Source organism: Salinihabitans flavidus (genome assembly GCF_900110425.1).
GTDB lineage: Bacteria > Pseudomonadota > Alphaproteobacteria > Rhodobacterales > Rhodobacteraceae > Salinihabitans > Salinihabitans flavidus.
In genome coordinates, this window is sequence record NZ_FODS01000036.1 from 1 (window position 1) to 18,870 (window position 18,870).

Here is an 18,870-nt window from a genome sequence, read left to right on the forward strand (position 1 = left end):
GGCCGAACGCCCATCGACGCGCTCAAGGACTGGCATCGCCAGAAACCAGAAATCTTCAAGAAACGACCGTATAATCACGCGGGATGTGACATCTATGCAGAGCTTTCGGTGCGGCAAAACCTCGTTCTGCATGCGCAGCTATTTCAATTGAGCGCCGCACGGCAACGCGCCCGGGTGCGGGAATTGCTAGAACGGTTCGAGCTTCAGGACATCGCCGAAAGCCGACCCGGCAATCTGCCGCTTGGCGTCCGTCAGCGCCTGCAACTGGCTGTGGCCGTCCTGCACGAGCCGGAGATGCTGATCCTCGACGAGCCGACATCCGGCGTTGATCCGGTGGTGCGCGACAGGTTCTGGGAATTGCTGATCTCGCTGTCGCGCGAGGACGGGGTGACGATCTTCATATCGACCCATTTCATGAACGAGGCGGAGCGCTGTGATCGCATTTCTCTCATGCATGCGGGGCAGGTGCTGGCAGTGGGAGAACCGGATGCGCTGCGCCGTGAGCGCGGCGCAGACAGTCTGGAAGATGCGTTCATCGAATATCTCGAAGAGGCTGCGGGTGACGAGGCACCGACCGAGCCACCTGCACCCGACCGTCAACAGCGCGGTGCCGTGGGACGGCGCGGCCTGATCTCTGCCGCCCGGGTCTGGGCCTTTGCCCGCCGCGAGGGTATCGAGCTCAGACGCGATCCGATCCGATTGACCTTTGCTCTTCTGGGTCCGGTGATTTTGATGATCGCGGTCGGCTTCGGCATTTCCTTCGATGTCGAGAACCTGTCCTACGCGACCGTCGATCAGGATCGCAGCGCCGAAAGCCGTGCCCTGGGGCGTCAGTTTTCCAGCTCGCGCTATTTCCAGGAGTATGGCGAATTGAGCTCGGCCGCCGAGATGGCTGTCCTGCTGCGCAGGGGCGATGTTACGCTGGCCCTCGTCATCCCCCCCGATTTCGGCCGTGATCTGCTGGCCGGTGAGCAGCCCGAAGTGGCGCTTTGGCTGGATGGATCGAACACGGTGCGCGCCGAATCCGCCCGGCGCTACGCCGAGGCGACCTTCACTGGCTTTCTGGTCGAGATGTCGCAGACCGAAACCGGTCAGGTGCCTGACCTCTACCCCGCCACCATCGAACCGCGATTTCGCTATAATCAGAGCTTCGATTCGGCCTATGCGATCCCGCCCGGCGTCCTGATGATGATGCTGATCATGATCCCGACGATGATGACGGCCTTGGGCGTCGTGCGGGAAAAGGAGATGGGCTCGATCACCAATCTCTACGCGGCCCCTGTGCGCAAGCTGGAATTCCTGATCGGCAAGCAAATGCCCTATATCGCCGTCGCCATGATCAGCTTCGTCATACTGGTCGGCATGCTGCTGGCGGTGTTCGGGCTGCGGATCGAGGGCAGCCTGCTGGCGCTCTTAGCGGGGGCCTTGCTTTACACGAGCGCGGCGACGGCGTTCGGGCTGGTGATCTCCACCTTCGTGCGCAGCCAGATCGCCGCGATCTTCGGCAGCGCGATCATTGTGATCATCCCGACGGTCAACTTCTCGGGCATGCTCTACCCGGTCTCCACGCTGGACGGAGTGGCGCGACTGATCGGCGAGGCATTCCCCGCGCTCTACTTTCAGCGGATCAGCACAGGGGTGTTCAACAAGGGGCTCAGCCTTGGCGATCTATACCTCAACCACCCGATCCTTGCGGGCTTCTGCGGGGGGTTCCTCGTGTTGGCTGCCCTGTTGCTGCAAAAGCAGGAGGCGTGAATCGATGCGCAGCCTGCGTAACATCTTCCGTCTTGGTCTGAAGGAATTGTGGAGCCTGTTCCGCGATCCGGTTCTGATGGCGCTGGTTGCGTACACGTTCACCGCTGCGGTGTATGCCGTTGCCCACGGCGTTCGGACCGAGGTGCGCAATGCCGCGATCGCCGTGGTCGACGAGAACCGCTCGACTGTTTCCAACCGCGTCCGCGAGGCCTTTTTGCCACCCTATTTCCAGCGCGCCGCACTGATCGGGATCGAGGAGATGGGCCCGGCGATGGATCAGGGGCGCTACAGCTTCGTTCTGCACATCCCGGCGGGTTTCGAGGCCGACCTGCTGGCCGGGAACCACCCCGTGCTGCAACTCAATGTCGATGCCACGGCAATGACGCTGGCGGGCAATGGCACCGCCTATGTCACCCGGATCGTGCAAGACGAGTTGGCCGGCTTTCTGTCGGAGCGTGGCGCGCAGACTGCCCTTCCCGCCAGCCTCGTGCCCCGCGCGCGGTTCAATCCGAACCTGCAGTCGCAATGGTTTTTCGCCGTGATGCAGGTGATCGGCAATGTCACGATCCTGGCCGTCGTCCTGTCGGGCGCGGCGGTGATCCGCGAGCGCGAACACGGCACGATCGAGCATCTCATGGTGATGCCGGTCACCGCATTGGAGATCATGCTGTCCAAGATCTGGGCCAATGGCCTCGTCATCGTCGCTGCGGCCGTGCTGTCGCTCCTGCTGGTGGTCGAGACGCTGATGGGCATTCCGGTGCCGGGCTCGATCGGTGTATTTGCCGCAGGGGCGGCAATCTACCTGTTCTCGGTCACGTCACTGAGTATCATGCTGGCGACCTTCGCGACTACGATGCCGCAATTCGGCCTGCTTGCGATCCCGGTTTTCGTCGTGCTCTACCTGTTGTCGGGCGGTGTCACGCCGCTCGAGGCGATGCCGGAACCGCTGCGAAGCCTGATGCAACTGTCGCCCGCGACGCATTTCACCAGTTTCGCCCAGGCGGTTCTCTACCGGGGAGCGGGGTTTCCGCTGGTCTGGAAGGACTTGCTCGCGGTGATCTGCATCGGCACCGTCTTTCTGGGCTTGGCGCTCGGACGGTTCCGCAAGACGATGGCGGCTGCGCGATGAAGTGCAGCTTTGTCCTGGCACCGGAAGCACTGGGCAGCAGCATCCGAAACAGAGCGCTGTTTCCGCAGGTTTGCGGAAATCTGCGAGCAGGAACGGGACACATAATATGACGCCAATTCACGCCCGTAACGTTGAGAAGGTTCTCAAGGATCTCTCTGTCCAACCGGACAATGGACTTGATGACAGCGAGGTTCGGCGGCGGCAGAAAGAACATGGCCGTAACCGCCTGAGCGAGGCTGAAACGGAAAGCCCGTGGAAAATCCTGGCGGACCAGTTCAAGAGCCTCGTGATCGCCATCCTGGCCGGTGCCGCTATCGTCTCGTTCGCGATGAACGAGATCGTGCAGATGCTCGCGATCCTTGCCGCAATCCTGCTCAATGCCGCGATCGGGTTTTTTACCGAATGGAAGGCCATTCGTTCGATGGAGGCGTTGCGCAGCCTGGGAACGGTGCAGACACGGGTGCGGCGTGGCGGTCAGAGTGCCACCGTTGATGCAGAGACCCTCGTGCCGGGTGACATCGTGTTGCTTGATGCGGGCGATGTGGTCACGGCGGATCTGCGGTTGATCGAATCCAACGGGCTGACCTGTGACGAGTCGGCGCTGACGGGCGAATCCGTTCCGGTCACCAAGACATCGGACGCGGGGGACAGGGACGCACCGCTGGCCGAACGCGCCTCGATGGCTTTCAAGGGCACGGCGGTCACGGATGGCAGCGGCACAGGTGTGGTGGTCGTGACCGGGATGAAGACCGAACTGGGCAGCATTGCCCAAATGACCACCGAGGCCGAACAGGAGGCGAGCCCGCTCGAGAAGCGGCTGGACCGGCTTGGGCGCAATCTGGTGTTGCTGACGCTACTCGTGGCAGCGGTCGTGGCTTTTCTGGGCGTGCTGGGGGGGCGGGATATCGTACCGATGCTCGAGACCGCAGTGGCGCTTGCGGTCGCTGCCGTTCCCGAAGGCCTGCCGATCGTGGCCACGGTGGCGCTGGCGCGCGGCATGTGGCGGATGGCGCAGCGCAATGCACTGGTGGAACGGCTGGCGGCTGTCGAGACACTCGGATCGACCAGCGTGATCTTTGCCGACAAGACCGGGACGTTGACGCAGAACCGGATGCGGGTGGCGCGTCTGGCATTGCCGGGTGACGACGAGGATATTTCTTGGGCAAACGATGAGCGGCCGGACGCCCCGTCGGCGCTGGCCTGTCGGCTGCTCGAAGTGGCCGCCCTGTGCACCAATGCTGAACTGCACAAGGACACCGAAGGCGGCAAGCCGGATGCAGCCCCGAATGGTGAGGATGCAGGCGCGCATCCCGAAGGTACCGGCGACCCGATGGAAATAGCCCTGCTGCACGCCGCCGCCACTGTGGACATCAGGCGCGATCAGCTTCTCGAAGCGCAACCCGAGGAGCGCGAGGAGAGCTTTGACGCCGACACGAAGATGATGGCGACCTTTCACAAGGCTGCAAGCGGCTACCGCGTGGCCGTCAAGGGCGCACCCGAGGCCGTTCTGGAGATTTCGACACGTGTCGCCACGAGCGCGGGCCAGGCCGAGACATTGTCGGATCGGGGACGAGACGAATGGGCAGACCGCGTCGAGGGGCTGGCAGGGCAGGGGTACCGCGTGCTTGCCTTTGCGGAACGGCAGGTGGACAGCCCTGACACCGATCCCTATGGCGAGCTGACCCTGCTGGGGCTTGTCGGCTTGGCCGATCCTCCCCGCAGTGATGTGGCGCAGGCCATAGATCAATGTCACAGGGCCGGTATTGCGGTCATCATGGTCACTGGGGACCAGCCAGTCACCGCGACGGCGATCGCGCGGGATGTGGGGCTGGCCGATGACCCCCGGGCCATTGTGGGCAACGACCTGCCGCAGGCGGACGGGGGGCAGGGCGAGGGCAAGCAAGAGCGCCTGCTTGATGAGTATCAGGTCTTTGCCCGCGTTTCGCCCGAGCAAAAGCTCGACTTGATCCGGCACTGGCAGGGTTCAGGAGCTGTGGTTGCGATGACGGGTGACGGCGTGAACGACGCGCCAGCCCTAAAGAAGGCCGATGTGGGCATTGCCATGGGGCAGCGCGGCACCGATGTCGCCCGCGAGGCGGCCGATATCGTGCTCAAGGATGATGCCTTTCCCACGATCATCGTGGCGATCGAACAGGGGCGCACGATCTTCGAGAATATCCGTCGCTTCATCGTCTACCTTCTGTCCGGAAATCTGGGCGAGGTTCTGGCGGTGGGCCTCTGCGCCGTCATCGGCGCTCCGCTACCGCTCTTGCCGCTTCAGATCCTGTTCATCAATCTCGTGCTCGACGTCTTTCCGGCACTGGCCCTCGGCGTCGGGGGGAGCCCTGCCGACATCATGAACCGCCCGCCACGCGATGCCAAGGAACCCGTTCTGACACGGCGGCACTGGATCGCCACGGGCCTTTGGGGTGCCCTGATCGCGGGATCGGTCCTGTCGGTGTTCTTTGTCGCGTTGTGGCAGGATCTGGGCCAGGATGCCGCCGTGACGATCGGATTTCTGACATTCGCGCTCGCGCGGCTCTGGCATGTTTTCAACTTGCGCGACGCGGGCACCGGCCTGATCCGCAACTCCGTCGTGCAGAACCGATGGGTCTGGTACGCGATTGCCGTGTCGGCCGTATTGGTGGCCGCCGCCGCTTGGCTGCCCGGGCTCACGACGGTTCTGGGTGTGGTGTCGTTGAATCTGTCTGGATGGATGCTGGTTCTGGGTGGCAGCCTGGTGCCGCTTGCAGTTGGGCAGGCTGTTCTGAGCATCGCGTCCCGCGCGGACCCGTGACCCAAACGAAAACCGCCCCGGCGCGAGCCGGGGCGGGGAATACGATGTATTAAGGGCGATTTAACCGGCGTCCTGACCGTCGAGCTGGAAGCTGATCTTGACGTTCACCCGGTAGCTGGTGATCTGGCCATTCTCGACGGCGGCATTCATTTCCTTGACGTAGACCGACTTGACGTTGCGGACCGACTGCGAGGCCTGCGTCACCGCATTTTGCGCCGCATCTTCGAATCCCTTGTCGGATTCGGCGAGGACTTCGATCACCTTGAGCATGGACATCTTGTTTTCTCCTTCTGGTTTCGGTTTCGCAACGGCACCGCCGCTGCGCTGGATGTCCCGGCCCGGGCTGAATGGCGGTCCACGACATCAGCCGGGGCCGGGATGTGAGGTGTTTCAGGATTGCGGCGAATCAGACCGGCGTCGCGTGGTCGGATTTGGAGCGCGACGCAGCCGTCCGGCCCTTGGACTTGGTCGCAGCCTTGCCCTGATCCGTGCCGGATGAGGCCGCGTCGGCCTGCTCGGTCTCGCCTTGCGAGGTCGCGGCCAGTTGCATGGGCTGCATGCACAATGTCATCCAATCCCGAAAGTCCTCGGTCAGACGTTCGAACGAGCCGCGCTGCCAATCGGCAATCGTCTGCATGGCTGCCACGGGGTCTGGCTTGTCTGTGGAATTTATCTCTTTCAGGGCCTCGAGGCCCGTGTCGAGCGCCTCCTGACGGCGTTCGATCCAGTGTCGGGTGAAGGTTTCTGCCTGTTCGAGCATGCCCTCCTGGACCTTCATGACTTGCTCGACCGGGGGCCTTGCCGCGCCGTTCAGCTTGAACAGCGCCTGTGTCTGACGCGCCAGATCGGTAATGTCTGTCTGAGGTTCATCCTTTGCCATGGAGCCAATCCCTTATCCATATGATGACGGTCGTCTTGATCGCTCATGATTTGAACACGGACTTTCAGGTGTCGGCATTAACTCACGTCAATTCGTGGGGGGGCGGGCCGTCGGCTATCAAAATGTCGGTTCAAATGGTATGAAAGCATCGGTGTGAGTGGGCAGATTTGGGACTCTGCGGCGTGGTTATGCGATAAATTGAATAGAGTTCAGCCCGTCAGACGGCTGGGAATAGGGTTGAAACGTTCGGTCAAGGAGACTCTTCGGTGCTGAATACTTATTCAAAGTTCGATAACAACCTGCAGCGCGATCAATACGCCGTGGCGAAGGGAACGATACTCAAGAGTGAAGGAGATGAATCGCACGCGCGACTTTATGTCGCGGAGGGGTGGCTGGCCGCCTCAAAATCGCTGGAGGATGGAAATCATCAGATCATCGAATTCATACTGCCCGGCGAGACCTATGATCCCACCACAGCGGATGGAAAGACCAGCTTCGTCCAGTTGGAGGCGCTGTGCGATGCAGTGATCGTCTCCATCGACACGACCGCTTGGGCGCAATTGCTTCAGGAAAATGCCGATCTGCGGAAGTCTGAACGACAGCGCGATATCGCGGCGCAGGCCCGGCAATCGGAACGCATGTTGAGGCTCGGTCAGGCGAGCGCAGAGACCCGCATCGCCTACGTCCTCATAGAGCTGTGCATACGCCTGTCCGGAGGAGACACCCAATGTGACCACGAATTCCATGTACCGCTCGGTCAGCAGAAACTCGGCGATTTCACGGGGCTGTCATCGGTCCATGTCTGCCGAACGTTGCGGCGTCTGAACCGGGCCGGTGTCATCAGGACCGGCGATCACATGGACATCCTGATCCAAGATCTGCCCGCGCTGGCGGACCTCGCACAAGTCGATATCACGGCGCTTCGCAACGAGATCACCACCGGGGTCGCGTGATGTCCCATATCAGTTGGGCATGTCGCGCGCGCGGGCTTCGCTGATTTCACCCAGGGCCTGTCCGGCCAGTTCCTCGGACACATGTTCGGCAATGTCGCCAACCGACAGGATGCCGACAGCCGTACCTGACCTGTCGATTACCAGCAGACGCCGGACCCGTTCCTCACCCATCAGTGCCGCAGCTTCTGACGCGTCCTGATCGACAAAACAGGTGATCACATTGCGCGTGAGGATGTCCCCGATGCTTGTATCCGGCCCAAGGGCGAAGCCCGGTGCGGCCAGAGCGCGTATGACGATATCACGGTCGGTCACGATGCCGATCGGCCTTCCGAGTTGAAGCACTGGCAATGCGCCTACATCATTCTCGCGCATTCGCTCTGCTGCCTCGCGGATCGTGGTTTCGGGTGTTGCACTGATTACCGGTGAGGACATGACTTTCCTGACCAGCATGGTTGATTCCTTTGCCTTCTGTTTGCCTTGGTGCGCTCAGGTCGCGCCTGCGAATCCAAGATTGGACGATTGAGTTACAGATCTCATTAATCCGGGTCAATGCGCGGATCATGATCGTTGTTCAGACTTGGGTCATGACTGGGAGGGGGCCATGAAAGATCGTTCGCTATTCGAAGACCGGTCGCCCGCGTTGACGATGGAAGACGCCTATCGCATCCTCGAGGCGCTTGGCCCGATGCCGGCAGAGGCGTTGACGGCCATGGTCGATTACGGGCTGAGCGACATTGAAATCGGTCGTTACTACAACCTTCCGCATGAGATGATAACCACCTTGCGAGAGTACTGGGGAATCGATTGGAACCTCTGACGGGATCAGCCTGTCGCACAGTCACATTCCCGCAGACCCTCTTCGGCACCGCGCGCGAGCACCTGTTCCTCATCCGTGGGAATCAGGTAAACACCGACCGTTCCTGCGTCGGGCGAAATCCGTGAGCTACCGTGAGCATTGGCCTGCTGGTCGATCCCGATCCCAAGCCAGCCAAGCTCGGCACAGATTCCTTCCCGTATGCCGGGAGCATTTTCGCCGACCCCGCCGGTGAAAACCAGCCCGTCCAGCCCGCCAAGCGCCGCAGCGAGCGAACCGATCTCGCGTCGGCACCGGTAGGTGAAGAACGCCACCGCCGCACGGGCAGCGGGTGCGTCGCTGTCCAGCAACTCGATCATTTCGCCGCTGATCCCGGAGAGTCCGGCAAGACCAGAGCTTTCATAGAGCATCTCACGGACATCCGCCGGTGCCATCCCCCGTTGCTCGATCAGGTAGAGCACGATACCGGGATCAAGCGCACCGCAGCGGCGCCCCATGGGAAGGCCGTCCAGCGCCGTCATGCCCATCGTCGTGGCCACCGATCTTCCGCCATGCAGAGCGCACATGCTCGCGCCATGCCCCAGATGTGCGATCACGACGCGCCCCTGCGCAATCTCGGGGGCCATTTCGCAGAGGGCGGAGGCGACGTGATCGTAGGACAGACCATGAAACCCATAGCGCAGAATGCCGTCGTCGGCCATGTCCTTCGGCAGCGCGAAGACCCGGTCCTCATGCGGCAAATCCTTGTGAAAGGCGGTGTCGAAACAGGCGATCTGCGGGATATCCGGGAAACGTCCGGCAAGGTCGCGAATGGCGGCAAGGTTATGTGGCTGGTGGCTCGGTGCCATCGGTGAAAGTGCGGCAAGGCGCTTCATCACCTCGGCGTCCACCTGCACCGGCGTGGTGAAATCCCGCCCGCCATGCACCACGCGGTGCGAGACCGCGGCGATTCGGGCGGGATTGATCTCGGTCAGCAACCGGTCGGTCATTTCGGCCAATGCGGTCTTCTGGGCTTTGTCGGAAGCCTCGGGCGGGTCAAGCCGTGCGTCTTCTGTCTCTCCGGTTCTGGTGTCCTCCCGTTTCCAGACCATCGTGCCGGGCAAGCCCCGAAGGCTGAGGCGCAACCGGGCTTCAGGGCCGATCTGTCCGCGTTCGAAAACGGCGCAGCGCAGGCTGGATGAGCCTGCGTTCAGAGTGACGATCAGATCCTTTTCCATATCCTTGTTCACTCTCCTCGTCTGTTGCGTATCGCGACGAGAACGGCGAGCGCCGCCGAGGCGCGCCGCTCGCGGGCGTTGTCGGCCCGGCTGGTCAGCGCAATCGGGATGCGCGCCCCAAGGGCGATCCCTGCCGCCTCGGCCCCTGCCAGATAGTCGAGGCTCTTGGCCAGGATGTTCCCGGCCTCCAGATCCGGTGCGATCAGGATATCAGCCTGCCCGGCGACCGGCGATGTGATGCCCTTGATGCGCGCCGCGCCCTCGAATACCGCGTTGTCCATGGCGAAAGGCCCGTCCACGTCGGCGCCGGTAATCTCGCCGCGTTCGGCCATTTCGCGGATGTTGCGGGCGGCAACGGTGGAGGGGATGTCCTCCGTTACCGTCTCGACCGCCGAGAGCAGCGCGACCCGTGGCCGCGCGATGCCGATGGCGCGCGCGAGGTCGATGGCGCTCTGCACGATATCGCGCAACGTATCCAGATCGGGGCGGATGTTGACAGCGGCATCCGAGACAAGCAGGAGGCGCGGATAGCCCGGCACATCTTCGACAAAGACATGGCTCATGCGGCGGGCGGTGCGCAGTTCCCTGATATCGATCACCGCCCTGAGCAACGTATCGGTATGAAGGCTGCCCTTCATCAGCCCCTCGCATCCGCCTTCGGCGGCAAGTTGCGCCGCCGCGCGCGCCGCTTGCTCCGGATCTGGCGTATCTCGGATCTCGACACCGGACAGGTCCACCCGCGCCTCTTCGGCGGCGGTGCGTAACTTCTTCTCCGCTCCGAACAGCACCGGCTCGATCAGCCCCGCGCGTGCGCTGCTGAGTGCGCCTTCGATGGATGGAGCATCGACGGGGTTGACCACGGCCATGCGGACCGGACCCATTTCACGGGCAAGATCCTCGATATGCTCGAACCTGTCGGGCGCGTGCCCCGGCTCGAGCGCCACAGGGCGACCGAATGGTCGCGTCACCTGGCTGTCCGGCGCGATCACCCCGATCCGGCCTGCCAGGATGATCGTCCCGTCTTCGCGGCGACACCGGCAGTCAAGCTGCACTTTGCGCGATTTGGCATCGAGCGAGGCGACGGTCACCTCGGCAATCGCCATATCGCCCTGCTTGAGCACCCCGGAACACTCGAGGGACAGGGTGTCAAGCCGTGTGCCCGGGCCTGGAAACCGGGCAATGATCAGCGTGACCAGCAGGGTTACGGCAACCCCGCCCTGCGCAAGTGCTGCGCGAAAATCCGGGTCCGAGGCCAGCGCACGGTCGATGCCGTTGTCCGTAATGTCGGCGGCGTGGGTTGTGAACCCGCGCATGTCGCCAACCGACACACGGCGTTCGATCCGTGCCCCGTCGCCCGGCTTCAGGCTGTCGAAAGGCCGGTTTGTAATGGTGTCGGGTGGGCTCATTTCTGGAACACATAGGTGCCGGGGGCATCCTCAAGCGGCCGATATTTCCCCTTGCCGGTGCCCATCTTCGGCGGTGCCGTCTTCCCGCTTGATCGTTCGTTCAGCCAGTCGACGAGTGCGGGCCACCACGACCCCTCACGCGGCGTGGCCACGGTTTCCCAGGTCTCGGGTGGGATGTAAGAATCGTCCTTTCCGGTTGTGTGGATGTGAAATGTCCGCCCCTTGTGGCCCGGTTCGCTGACGATGCCGGCATTGTGGCCGCCGCTGGTCAGCACGAAGGTGAGCGACGGCTCGGTCAGCAGATGCAGCTTGTAGACCGAATGCCACGGGGCGATGTGATCCGAGGTGGTCGAGACGCAGAAGAGCGGCACCTCGATCGCGTCCAGCGTCACCGGTTTGTCGCCGATCTGGTATTGCCCCTGCGCCAGTTCGTTACCCAGATAGAGCTTGCGAAGGTATTCGCTGTGCATGCGGTAGGGCAGGCGCGTCGCGTCATCGTTCCAGGCCATGAGGTCGAACATGTCCTGACGTTCTCCCATCAGATAGTCGTGGGTATAGCGCGACCAGATCAGATCGGCCGAGCGCAGAAGCTGAAACGCGCCCGCCATCTGCTTGGTGTCCAGATAGCCCTGATCCCACATCATGTTTTCCAGAAACGTGACCTCGCTTTCGCTGATGAAAAGCTGCAACTCGCCCGGTTCGGAGAAATCGACCTGCGTCGCCAGCAGGGTGAGCGAAGCCAGCCTGTCCTGTCCGTCGCGCGCCATCTGCGCAGCCTTGGCCGCGATCAGCGTGCCGCCCAGGCAGTAGCCCATGGCATGCACCTTTTGCTTGGGCACGATCGCCCCGACCGCGCCGAACGCCTCTTCGATCGCATCGAAATATTCGGCCATACCCATGTCGCGGTCCTCGGCCGTGGGGTTGCGCCAGGACACCATGAACACGGTATAGCCCTGCTCGACGAGGTATTTCACCAGCGAGTTGTGCGGGCTCAGATCGAGGATGTAGTATTTCATGATCCAAGCGGGGACGATCAGGATCGGCTCGGCCTTGACCTTGTCGGTCTGCGGCGCGTACTGGATCAGTTCCAGCAGATGATTGCGAAACACCACCTTGCCCGGTGTCGCCGCCACATCCCGGCCGGGCACGAAATCCTCCGTGCCCACGGAAGGTTTGCCGGAAACGGCGCGTTCCCAATCCTCCAGAAAGTTCTGCATCCCGCGCACCAGGTTGCCGCCGCCTTCATCAAGGGTCGCCTGCGTTATCTCGGGGTTGGTGGCGATGAAATTCGAGGGCGAAACCATGTCGAGCATCTGCCGAGTCACAAAGGAAACGACATGTTCATCGTGTTTGGTCACACCATCGATATCGCAGGCGGCATTGTACCACCATTGCTGGGTCAGCAAAAAGCTCTGGTGGATCAGATTGTAGGGCCAGCGCTGCCAGCCCTCGTGATCGAACCGGTGGTCATGCGGCAGCGGTTCGATGCAGCCGGGAGTGTTCGGGTCGCGGGCGAGCTGGGTCATGTAGACGCCAAAGCGCATGGCCTTGCGGGCCGCCTTTTCGGCCAGTTGCACCTGCTTGCCGGGCGCGCCCATCAGGTGAACGCCCCATGTAAAGAACGTGGACGCCATCCCGTAGGGCGTTACCCCCAGAGTGAAGCGCGCAAGATGCGCGTTGGCGGCGCGATCAAGGCTGCGGGTGCTGTAGCGATCGGGCAGCTCGAACGGCGAATGATGCACGATCTCGGGTGGCTCAGGCGCAAGCTCCCCGCGTTCTTCGGCCTGCTCGTCCGGTGTCTCCGGCTCATCATCCGTGGTCTCTTGGGGGTCTGGCGAAACGCTGTCTGCGCTTGCCTGTTTTTGCTTGGCCGTCGGTCTGGTCCGGGTTCGGGTATCGGGCATCGGGTCCTCTCAATCTTGTAACAAAATACCGGGTCGTGTCGAAGTGTGGCTAGCCCATGCGCATGCCGCCATTCACGGGCAATGTCGCGCCGGTGACGAAGCCCGCATCTTCCGCGGCCAGAAAACGCACCCAACGTCCGATCTCATCGGGCTCGGCCAGGCGCGACATCGGCACCATGTCGAGGATCTTTTCGATTATTTCATCCGGGACCGCCTCGACCATCGGCGTGTCGGCATATCCCGGTGCGATCGCGTTGACGGTGATCCCCTTGGCCGCGGATTCGCGGGCCAGGGCGCGGGTAAAGCCCTCGACACCGGCCTTGGCCGCGCAATAATTGGTCTGGCCCATCTGGCCGCGCGCGGCATTGACCGAGGAAATGTTGATGATGCGTCCGAAGCCGCGCTCGCGCATGCCGCCGATCACATGCCGGGTGACGTTGAACATCGAGCCGAGATCGACACCGATGACCGCGTCCCAGTCATTCCGGTCCATCTTGTGGAACATGACATCCTTGTTGACGCCGGCATTGTTGACCAGGATGTCGAGCGGGCCGATGGCGTCTTCCACGTCCTTCACGCCCTGCGCGCAGGCGTCGTAATCGCTCACATCCCATTCGAAGACCGGCATGCCGGTCTCATCGGCAAAGGTTTTGGCGCGCTCGCCCGCGCCAAGATGGGCTGCGGCCACGGTCACGCCGGCGTCGGCAAGGGCCTTCGCCGCCGCGGCGCCAAGGCCCTGCACGCCACCGGTCACGAGGGCAGATCGGTTCTGGTCGGTCATTCGCAATGTCCTTTCTGTCGTGTTTCGTTGCGCTTCGGGCAGATCAGCCTTCGCGCTCCAGCAGCAGGGCGATGCCCTGACCGCCACCGATGCAAAGCGTCACCAATCCGCGGGGGATGCCGTCGCGCGTCATGGAATGCAGCAGCCGGGTGGTCAGCACCGCCCCGGTCGCCCCGATTGGGTGGCCATGCGCTATGGCACCGCCTTCGACATTGACGATGTCCTCGGGCAGGTCCAACGCGTCGGTCAACGCAATGGCGATGGCCGCAAACGCCTCGTTGATCTCGGCGCGTTCCACATCGCCTGCCGACCACCCGGCGCGGTCGAGCGCCTGATGAACCGCGGGCACGGGGCCAAGGCCGAAAATCCCCGGCGCGACCGCGCCTACGCCGCCGGCCACAAGCTTCGCGGCAACTTCGAGGCCATGTTCGGCGGCAAAACGCGCCGTCGTGACGATCATCGCAGCCGCGCCAGAGTTGAGCCCCGGCGCATTGCCCGCGGTGATCGTGCCGTCCTCGAGGAATGCGGGGCGCAGCTTCGCGAGCCCCTCGGCGGTGGCGTCCGGGCGGTTCGATTCATCGTCCCTGAATTCCGACTTGCCCGATTTCGACTTGACCTCGACGGGCAGGATTTCATCCGCGAAATGACCCGCGGCCTGGGCCTTGGAAAACCTCTGATGCGACCGCGCTGCCCAGGCATCCTGCGCCTCGCGTGAGATCTTGTGCTTCGAGACGAGGTCTTCGGTGTGCCAGCCGGAATGCTTGTCGGAAAAGGCGTCGTTCAGACCGTCGCGCAACATCGCATCGTCAATTTTGCCCGGCCCCATCCGGTAGCCCCAGCGTGCTCGATCCAGCAGGTAAGGGGCCTGGTCCATGTTCTCCGTGCCACCCGCGACCACGCAGTTGGCCTCGCCCAGCCGCACGAGGCGGGCGGCAGAGGCGATCGCCTCGGCCCCCGAGCCGCAGACGCGGTTGACGGTCATCGCCGGCACATCTTCAGGAAGCCCCCCGTTCAGCGTGGCTTGCCGCGCCGGATTCATGCCGGTGCCTGCCTGGATCACGTTCCCGAATACCACAGAAGACACCTTGTCCGGCGCAACGCCGCTGCGCCGCAGCACGTCTCTGATGACGCGCGCGCCGAGGTCAGTTGCGGGGATGTCCTTGAGGCTGCCACCGAACTTTCCGATCGCTGTGCGAACAGGATGGCAAAGAACAATATCGGACTCTTTCATGATGCACCGCCTCTCGGTCTCGAATGGTCGATCAGGGCTTTCAAGAAGCCTGCAAGAGGTGAGGCAGACCTGACCGAATGGTCCTTGGTCCCTCTGCTACCGGTCAGGGCTGCACACACACGATTTTCACAAACCCCGGCATGATGGTCATCAACGCAGAACCAAGCCGCCGCAGGATTCGCTGGATACCCTAGGCCGATGTCGGCCCGGCCCCATTAACCCGCGTTAATGTTGGTGCGATCAGGGAATGGTAATTTCAAACTCAGAATCGGTCTGCAGTCGGCTTGCCCGACAAACGACTGTCTAGGGTCTGTGCGCGGGCAACGTCATGCGATGGCGTGAGGCGAGCACCGCGCCCGGCTTTCGACTCTCGTCATGTCTTGTGGGAAGCGGCACCGACGGGTCGTGATGGAGGTTATAGCATCATGGTTACGAAGAGTTTCGTGATTCTCGGCGACGAGGCCCCTGCACAAACGAAACCGGGGCTTGCGGGTCAAGAAAGCGCGACGGGGCGGTATGAATTCCGCGTCTGGCCGCATGGCATGCCGCAGGCGGCGGCGCTGCTCCAGCAATCTTGGTCACTCGTGGGCGCTGAAAGACGAAAAGACCTCTATCTGCTGACAGAGCACAGCCCTTTGACACTGGTGAAACTGCGCGCCGGTAACCGGCTGGAAGTGAAAAGCCGGGGGCTTGATCATGGTGCGTTACAGTATTGGACCCACCATGCCTATCCGCTGTTTCCGCTCTCTCGTACAGGCTTGCAGGCCCTGGCAGAGTCGTTGAGTCTGACAGGCTTGCTGCCTGATGCAGAGCGGTCTCCCGGTCATCTTGTGGCCCGTCTTGGCGATACGGCCCCGGCAATCCTGCCAATGACGGTAAGCAAGTCGCGGCTACTGTTCCGCGAGGGCAGCAGCCGCGCCGAGATATGCCGTGTCACCGTCGCGGGCTGGAGCCGCCTGACCCTGGCCATCGAGGATCCCGATCCTGATAGCGCGCTCGCGGCGCTCGATGCCCTGCGCCTGGGACACATGCCCAATCGCTCTTTTGGGGATGTGCTCTGCCGAAGACGGCTCGCCGCGGCATCGGCACCCCTCACCTCACATCCGGCAAACTGAAAGGATCAGTCCATGAAACGTCTCGACGGGAAAACCTGCATCGTCACAGGTGGTGGCAATGGCATTGGCAAGGCCACCTGCCTGCGGCTGGCCGACGAGGGCGCGCGTGTCGCCGTTACCGACATCGACGAGGGTGATGCAAAATCGGTCTGCAAGGAGATCACGGCACAGGGCGGCACCGCTGATTCCTGGCCACTCGACGTGGCCGATGCCGACACGGTGCGTCAGGTCTTTGATGCGGCGGCCGACAGGTTCGGCCAGATCGATGTCGTGGTGAACAATGCCGGGATTTCCGGGGTCAACAGGCCGACTCACGAGATCAGTGAGGAAGAGTGGCGCAAGGTGATCGATATCAATGTGAACGGCGTATTTTACTGCACCAAGGCAGCTATCCCGCACCTGAAAAAGGCGAATGGCGGCAGCATCGTCAACCTTTCGTCGATCTACGGCCTTGTCGGCGCGCCGGATCTACCGCCGTACCACGCCTCCAAGGGTGCCGTCCGGCTTATGAGCAAGACCGACGCGCTGCTTTATGCCAGGGAAGGCATCCGCGTGAACTCGGTTCATCCCGGGTTTATCTGGACACCGCTTGTCGAGGGGCTGGCAAAAAGCTCCGAGGAGGGGGTCGAGGCCTTCCGCAAGGGGCTCGACGATCTGCACCCCATCGGACATGTCGGCGAGCCCGAGGATATCGCGGCGGGCATTGCCTATCTCGCCTCCGACGACGCGAAGTTCGTGACCGGATCGGAGCTCGTGATCGATGGCGGGTACACCGCGCGCTAGGTCTGCCCGGCCTATAAACGCCAAAACCCCAAGCTTCACTCATAAATGTGCAAAGGATACATTCAGATGACCACGACGATGACACCGATTACCCGCATACTCACCGCGAGCATGCTCGCCCTCGCTCTCGTCCTATCGCTGCCGCTCGCGGCGCAGGTGGCGTCCCAAGAAACCCAGGAAACCGAGCGCGTGACTGCCGAGGATATCCAAGCCGAATTCGATGAGGCGTTCGAGACGATCCGCGCCTATTCCGAGGACCAGCGTGACCAGGCCGTGGAGGCGATGCGCGAGACACTTTCGCAAATCGATGCCGAGATCTCCAAGCTTGAACAGCGGGCGCGCGAGAACTGGGCCGAGATGTCGGAAGCCACGCAAGAGCAGACCCGCGATACGCTGGAAGCGCTGCGCGACCGCAGGAATGAGTTGAGCGAGGCGTTCGGGGCCATGCAAGAGGGCGGCAAGTCGGCCTGGGACGAGGTGCAGGACGGTGTGGCCAATGCGTGGTCCGAGGTGAAGGGCGCATGGAACGCAGTCTTTGACGCCTCCGATAATGACAGGGAAGATTAATTGCTCTCATCCGAGCAGGAAGGACAGCAGATGTCAGATCAGGAAATGGTCCATGAAACAGCGCCGCGGGGACTCAAGACATGGCTCTGGATCGTGGGTATCGTCTCGATTGTCATGGGCGCGCTTGCAGTGCTTTTTCCCTTTGCCGCGACCCTCGCCGCAGAGCTTGTGATTGGTGTTATCCTCGTTGCCTCGGGGATCTTGGAGTTGGTTCGGGCCTTCGCGATGCGGCACAACGGAAGCCTGACCTGGAACCTGCTTTTCGGTCTCGCGGCTTTGGTGGCAGGGGGCATTCTGTTGGCATGGCCTTTGCAGGGGATAGTGACGCTTACAATCGTCTTGGGCGTCTTCTTTCTGCTTGGCGGCGCGTTCAAGCTCGTCGCGAGCTTTGGTATGCGGCCGTTCCCGGGCTGGGGCTGGATCGGATTTTCCGGCGCGCTGTCGGTGCTGCTGGGGATGCTTCTGCTGTTTGGCTTGCCCGGCACCGCGCTGTGGGCCGTCGGGCTGCTGGTTGGCATTGACCTGATCTTTCTCGGTGTCGCCGAAATTGCAATGGCCTCTGCCATTGAGCGAGATTGAGGAAGAGAGCGCATGATCGAGATCGAGCATAGCCGGCAAGACGACTGTATCGTGATCCGCGTGACAGGAACGGTCACCCGCAGGGACGTTAATTTGGCCGTACCGGAAATCGAGCAGGCCCTGGAACTAGCCAATGAACCGCTGAAGCTGATGATCCGGCTCGAGAATTTCGAAGGCTGGGAGATTGGCGGTCTCTGGGAAGACATGACTTTCAGCATGCAGCGCCGAGACGCGTTTGGCCGCATCGCCGTGATCGGCGAGAGCACGCTGGAAAGATGGGGCACCCTGCTGGCCGTTCCCTTCACGGGATCCGAATTGCGGTTCTTCCCCCAGGAGAGTGAGGACGCTGCGTGGAAGTGGCTCGGCATGGCATCGTAAAAGGGGATGTGCGACCTCAAGCGCGCGCTCGTAACCTCGGTGCCAGACAAGAAGGTGAATCACCCGCTGTTGGAACCGTAGCGCGCAAACGAGCGTCGACTCGGTTTCACTCTGCGGACATGCCGGAGCGCTGTAACACCAGCCCGACAGGCATCACTCTGCGCATGATCGTTTGCTTGCGTAATCCCACGCGGGTTGTTGATAGACATTAAAGACATGTCTCGCCAGCATGTAAGATCATGACTTTCAGGTGATTGCTCAGCCATTCGCGTTGGCCGAATGTGTAAGGAGAAACGTCATGAACACGAAAGTCAGGAATATCTTTGTTATCTGTCACATCCCGCGTGATTATACGGTCGTTTCTTGAAGATTTCTGGTTTCTGGCGATGCCAGTCCTTGAGCGCGTCGATGGGCGTTCGGCCCTTGAGCACTGATTGCGGGAGCTGGCCATTATAGAGCCGGACATAGCGAAGGATGGTCTGTTCCAGGTCTTCTCCGCTGCGGAACCGGTGGCTCTGCAGGACATCTTCGATCCGGCCGTTGAAGCGCTCCACCATTCCGTTGGTCTGTGGCCGCATCGG

The 18,870-nt window shown here is 62.2% G+C and carries 19 protein-coding genes; 10 read left to right on the forward strand and 9 right to left on the reverse strand.

From position 1 onward, the window contains the following. The 3 genes from BMW66_RS18010 to BMW66_RS18020 all read left to right on the forward strand — a co-directional run. On the forward strand, positions 1-1,755 hold a 1,755-nt coding region (locus BMW66_RS18010), incomplete at its 5' end, for an ABC transporter permease (RefSeq protein WP_139196246.1). Between the two features lie 4 nt (positions 1,756-1,759). Beyond that, complete coding sequence (locus BMW66_RS18015) at positions 1,760-2,884, forward strand: ABC transporter permease (protein WP_093120477.1); 1,125 nt, start codon at positions 1,760-1,762, stop codon at positions 2,882-2,884. 106 nt (positions 2,885-2,990) lie between these two features. Beyond that, the gene (locus BMW66_RS18020; protein ID WP_093120478.1) at positions 2,991-5,681 is read left to right on the forward strand and encodes a cation-translocating P-type ATPase; all 2,691 of its coding nucleotides are present in this window, start codon (positions 2,991-2,993) and stop codon (positions 5,679-5,681) included. A 60-nt stretch (positions 5,682-5,741) separates the two neighbouring features. Here the strand turns inward: BMW66_RS18020 and BMW66_RS18025 are convergent, their stop codons facing one another. Together BMW66_RS18025 and BMW66_RS18030 are read right to left on the reverse strand one after the other, a co-directional pair. Continuing rightward, positions 5,742-5,957 (reverse strand): dodecin family protein, encoded by a 216-nt coding sequence (locus tag BMW66_RS18025; RefSeq protein WP_093120479.1) that lies wholly within the window; start codon positions 5,955-5,957, stop codon positions 5,742-5,744. A 130-nt stretch (positions 5,958-6,087) separates the two neighbouring features. Continuing rightward, complete coding sequence (locus BMW66_RS18030) at positions 6,088-6,561, reverse strand: hypothetical protein (protein WP_093120480.1); 474 nt, start codon at positions 6,559-6,561, stop codon at positions 6,088-6,090. Positions 6,562-6,827: 266 nt separating this feature from the next. On the opposite strand from BMW66_RS18030, the gene BMW66_RS18035 reads away from it, so the two are divergent. Beyond that, positions 6,828-7,514, forward strand: a complete 687-nt coding sequence (locus BMW66_RS18035) for a Crp/Fnr family transcriptional regulator (RefSeq protein WP_093120482.1) — start codon at positions 6,828-6,830, stop codon at positions 7,512-7,514. 9 nt (positions 7,515-7,523) lie between these two features. Here the strand turns inward: BMW66_RS18035 and BMW66_RS18040 are convergent, their stop codons facing one another. Continuing rightward, entirely contained in the window at positions 7,524-7,946 is a 423-nt protein-coding gene (locus BMW66_RS18040; RefSeq protein WP_217639336.1) for a CBS domain-containing protein, read from the reverse strand. Between the two features lie 169 nt (positions 7,947-8,115). On the opposite strand from BMW66_RS18040, the gene BMW66_RS18045 reads away from it, so the two are divergent. Further along, positions 8,116-8,331, forward strand: coding sequence for a hypothetical protein (locus BMW66_RS18045; RefSeq protein ID WP_093120484.1), 216 nt, complete (start codon positions 8,116-8,118; stop codon positions 8,329-8,331). A 5-nt stretch (positions 8,332-8,336) separates the two neighbouring features. Here the strand turns inward: BMW66_RS18045 and BMW66_RS18050 are convergent, their stop codons facing one another. The 5 genes from BMW66_RS18050 to BMW66_RS18070 are packed head-to-tail and all read right to left on the reverse strand — an operon-like array spanning position 8,337 to position 14,867. Further along, the gene (locus tag BMW66_RS18050) at positions 8,337-9,557 is read right to left on the reverse strand and encodes an acetate/propionate family kinase (protein ID WP_245729544.1); all 1,221 of its coding nucleotides are present in this window, start codon (positions 9,555-9,557) and stop codon (positions 8,337-8,339) included. After that, positions 9,554-10,951 (reverse strand): bifunctional enoyl-CoA hydratase/phosphate acetyltransferase, encoded by a 1,398-nt coding sequence (locus BMW66_RS18055; RefSeq protein WP_093120486.1) that lies wholly within the window; start codon positions 10,949-10,951, stop codon positions 9,554-9,556. Before BMW66_RS18055 ends, BMW66_RS18050 begins: the two co-directional genes overlap by 4 nt. After that, the gene (locus tag BMW66_RS18060) at positions 10,948-12,855 is read right to left on the reverse strand and encodes a PHA/PHB synthase family protein (RefSeq protein ID WP_093120487.1); all 1,908 of its coding nucleotides are present in this window, start codon (positions 12,853-12,855) and stop codon (positions 10,948-10,950) included. The genes BMW66_RS18055 and BMW66_RS18060 overlap by 4 nt, the downstream gene beginning before the upstream one ends. A gap of 49 nt (positions 12,856-12,904) precedes the next feature. Beyond that, positions 12,905-13,636 (reverse strand): acetoacetyl-CoA reductase, encoded by a 732-nt coding sequence (gene phbB / locus BMW66_RS18065; protein ID WP_093120489.1) that lies wholly within the window; start codon positions 13,634-13,636, stop codon positions 12,905-12,907. Between the two features lie 43 nt (positions 13,637-13,679). Beyond that, on the reverse strand, positions 13,680-14,867 hold the full coding sequence (locus BMW66_RS18070; protein WP_093120490.1) for a thiolase family protein: 1,188 nt from the start codon (positions 14,865-14,867) through the stop codon (positions 13,680-13,682). A gap of 425 nt (positions 14,868-15,292) precedes the next feature. Between BMW66_RS18070 and BMW66_RS18075 the strand changes: the two genes are divergently transcribed. From BMW66_RS18075 to BMW66_RS18095, 5 genes are all read left to right on the forward strand, one after another. Beyond that, positions 15,293-15,982 carry a hypothetical protein gene (locus tag BMW66_RS18075; protein ID WP_093120492.1) on the forward strand — a complete coding sequence of 230 codons (690 nt, stop codon included), beginning with the start codon at positions 15,293-15,295 and terminating at the stop codon, positions 15,980-15,982. 12 nt (positions 15,983-15,994) lie between these two features. After that, positions 15,995-16,765, forward strand: coding sequence for an SDR family NAD(P)-dependent oxidoreductase (locus BMW66_RS18080; protein WP_093120493.1), 771 nt, complete (start codon positions 15,995-15,997; stop codon positions 16,763-16,765). 66 nt (positions 16,766-16,831) lie between these two features. After that, a complete protein-coding gene (locus BMW66_RS18085) occupies positions 16,832-17,332 on the forward strand; it encodes a sll1863 family stress response protein (protein ID WP_093120495.1) in 501 nt (166 codons plus the stop codon). Between the two features lie 30 nt (positions 17,333-17,362). After that, positions 17,363-17,911, forward strand: coding sequence for an HdeD family acid-resistance protein (locus tag BMW66_RS18090; protein WP_093120497.1), 549 nt, complete (start codon positions 17,363-17,365; stop codon positions 17,909-17,911). Between the two features lie 12 nt (positions 17,912-17,923). After that, positions 17,924-18,289, forward strand: a complete 366-nt coding sequence (locus tag BMW66_RS18095; protein ID WP_093120498.1) for a SpoIIAA family protein — start codon at positions 17,924-17,926, stop codon at positions 18,287-18,289. A 326-nt stretch (positions 18,290-18,615) separates the two neighbouring features. Here BMW66_RS18095 and BMW66_RS18100 read toward each other — a convergent pair. Beyond that, positions 18,616-18,870: integrase core domain-containing protein (locus BMW66_RS18100; protein ID WP_139196248.1), on the reverse strand; the 255-nt coding region annotated here is incomplete at its 5' end.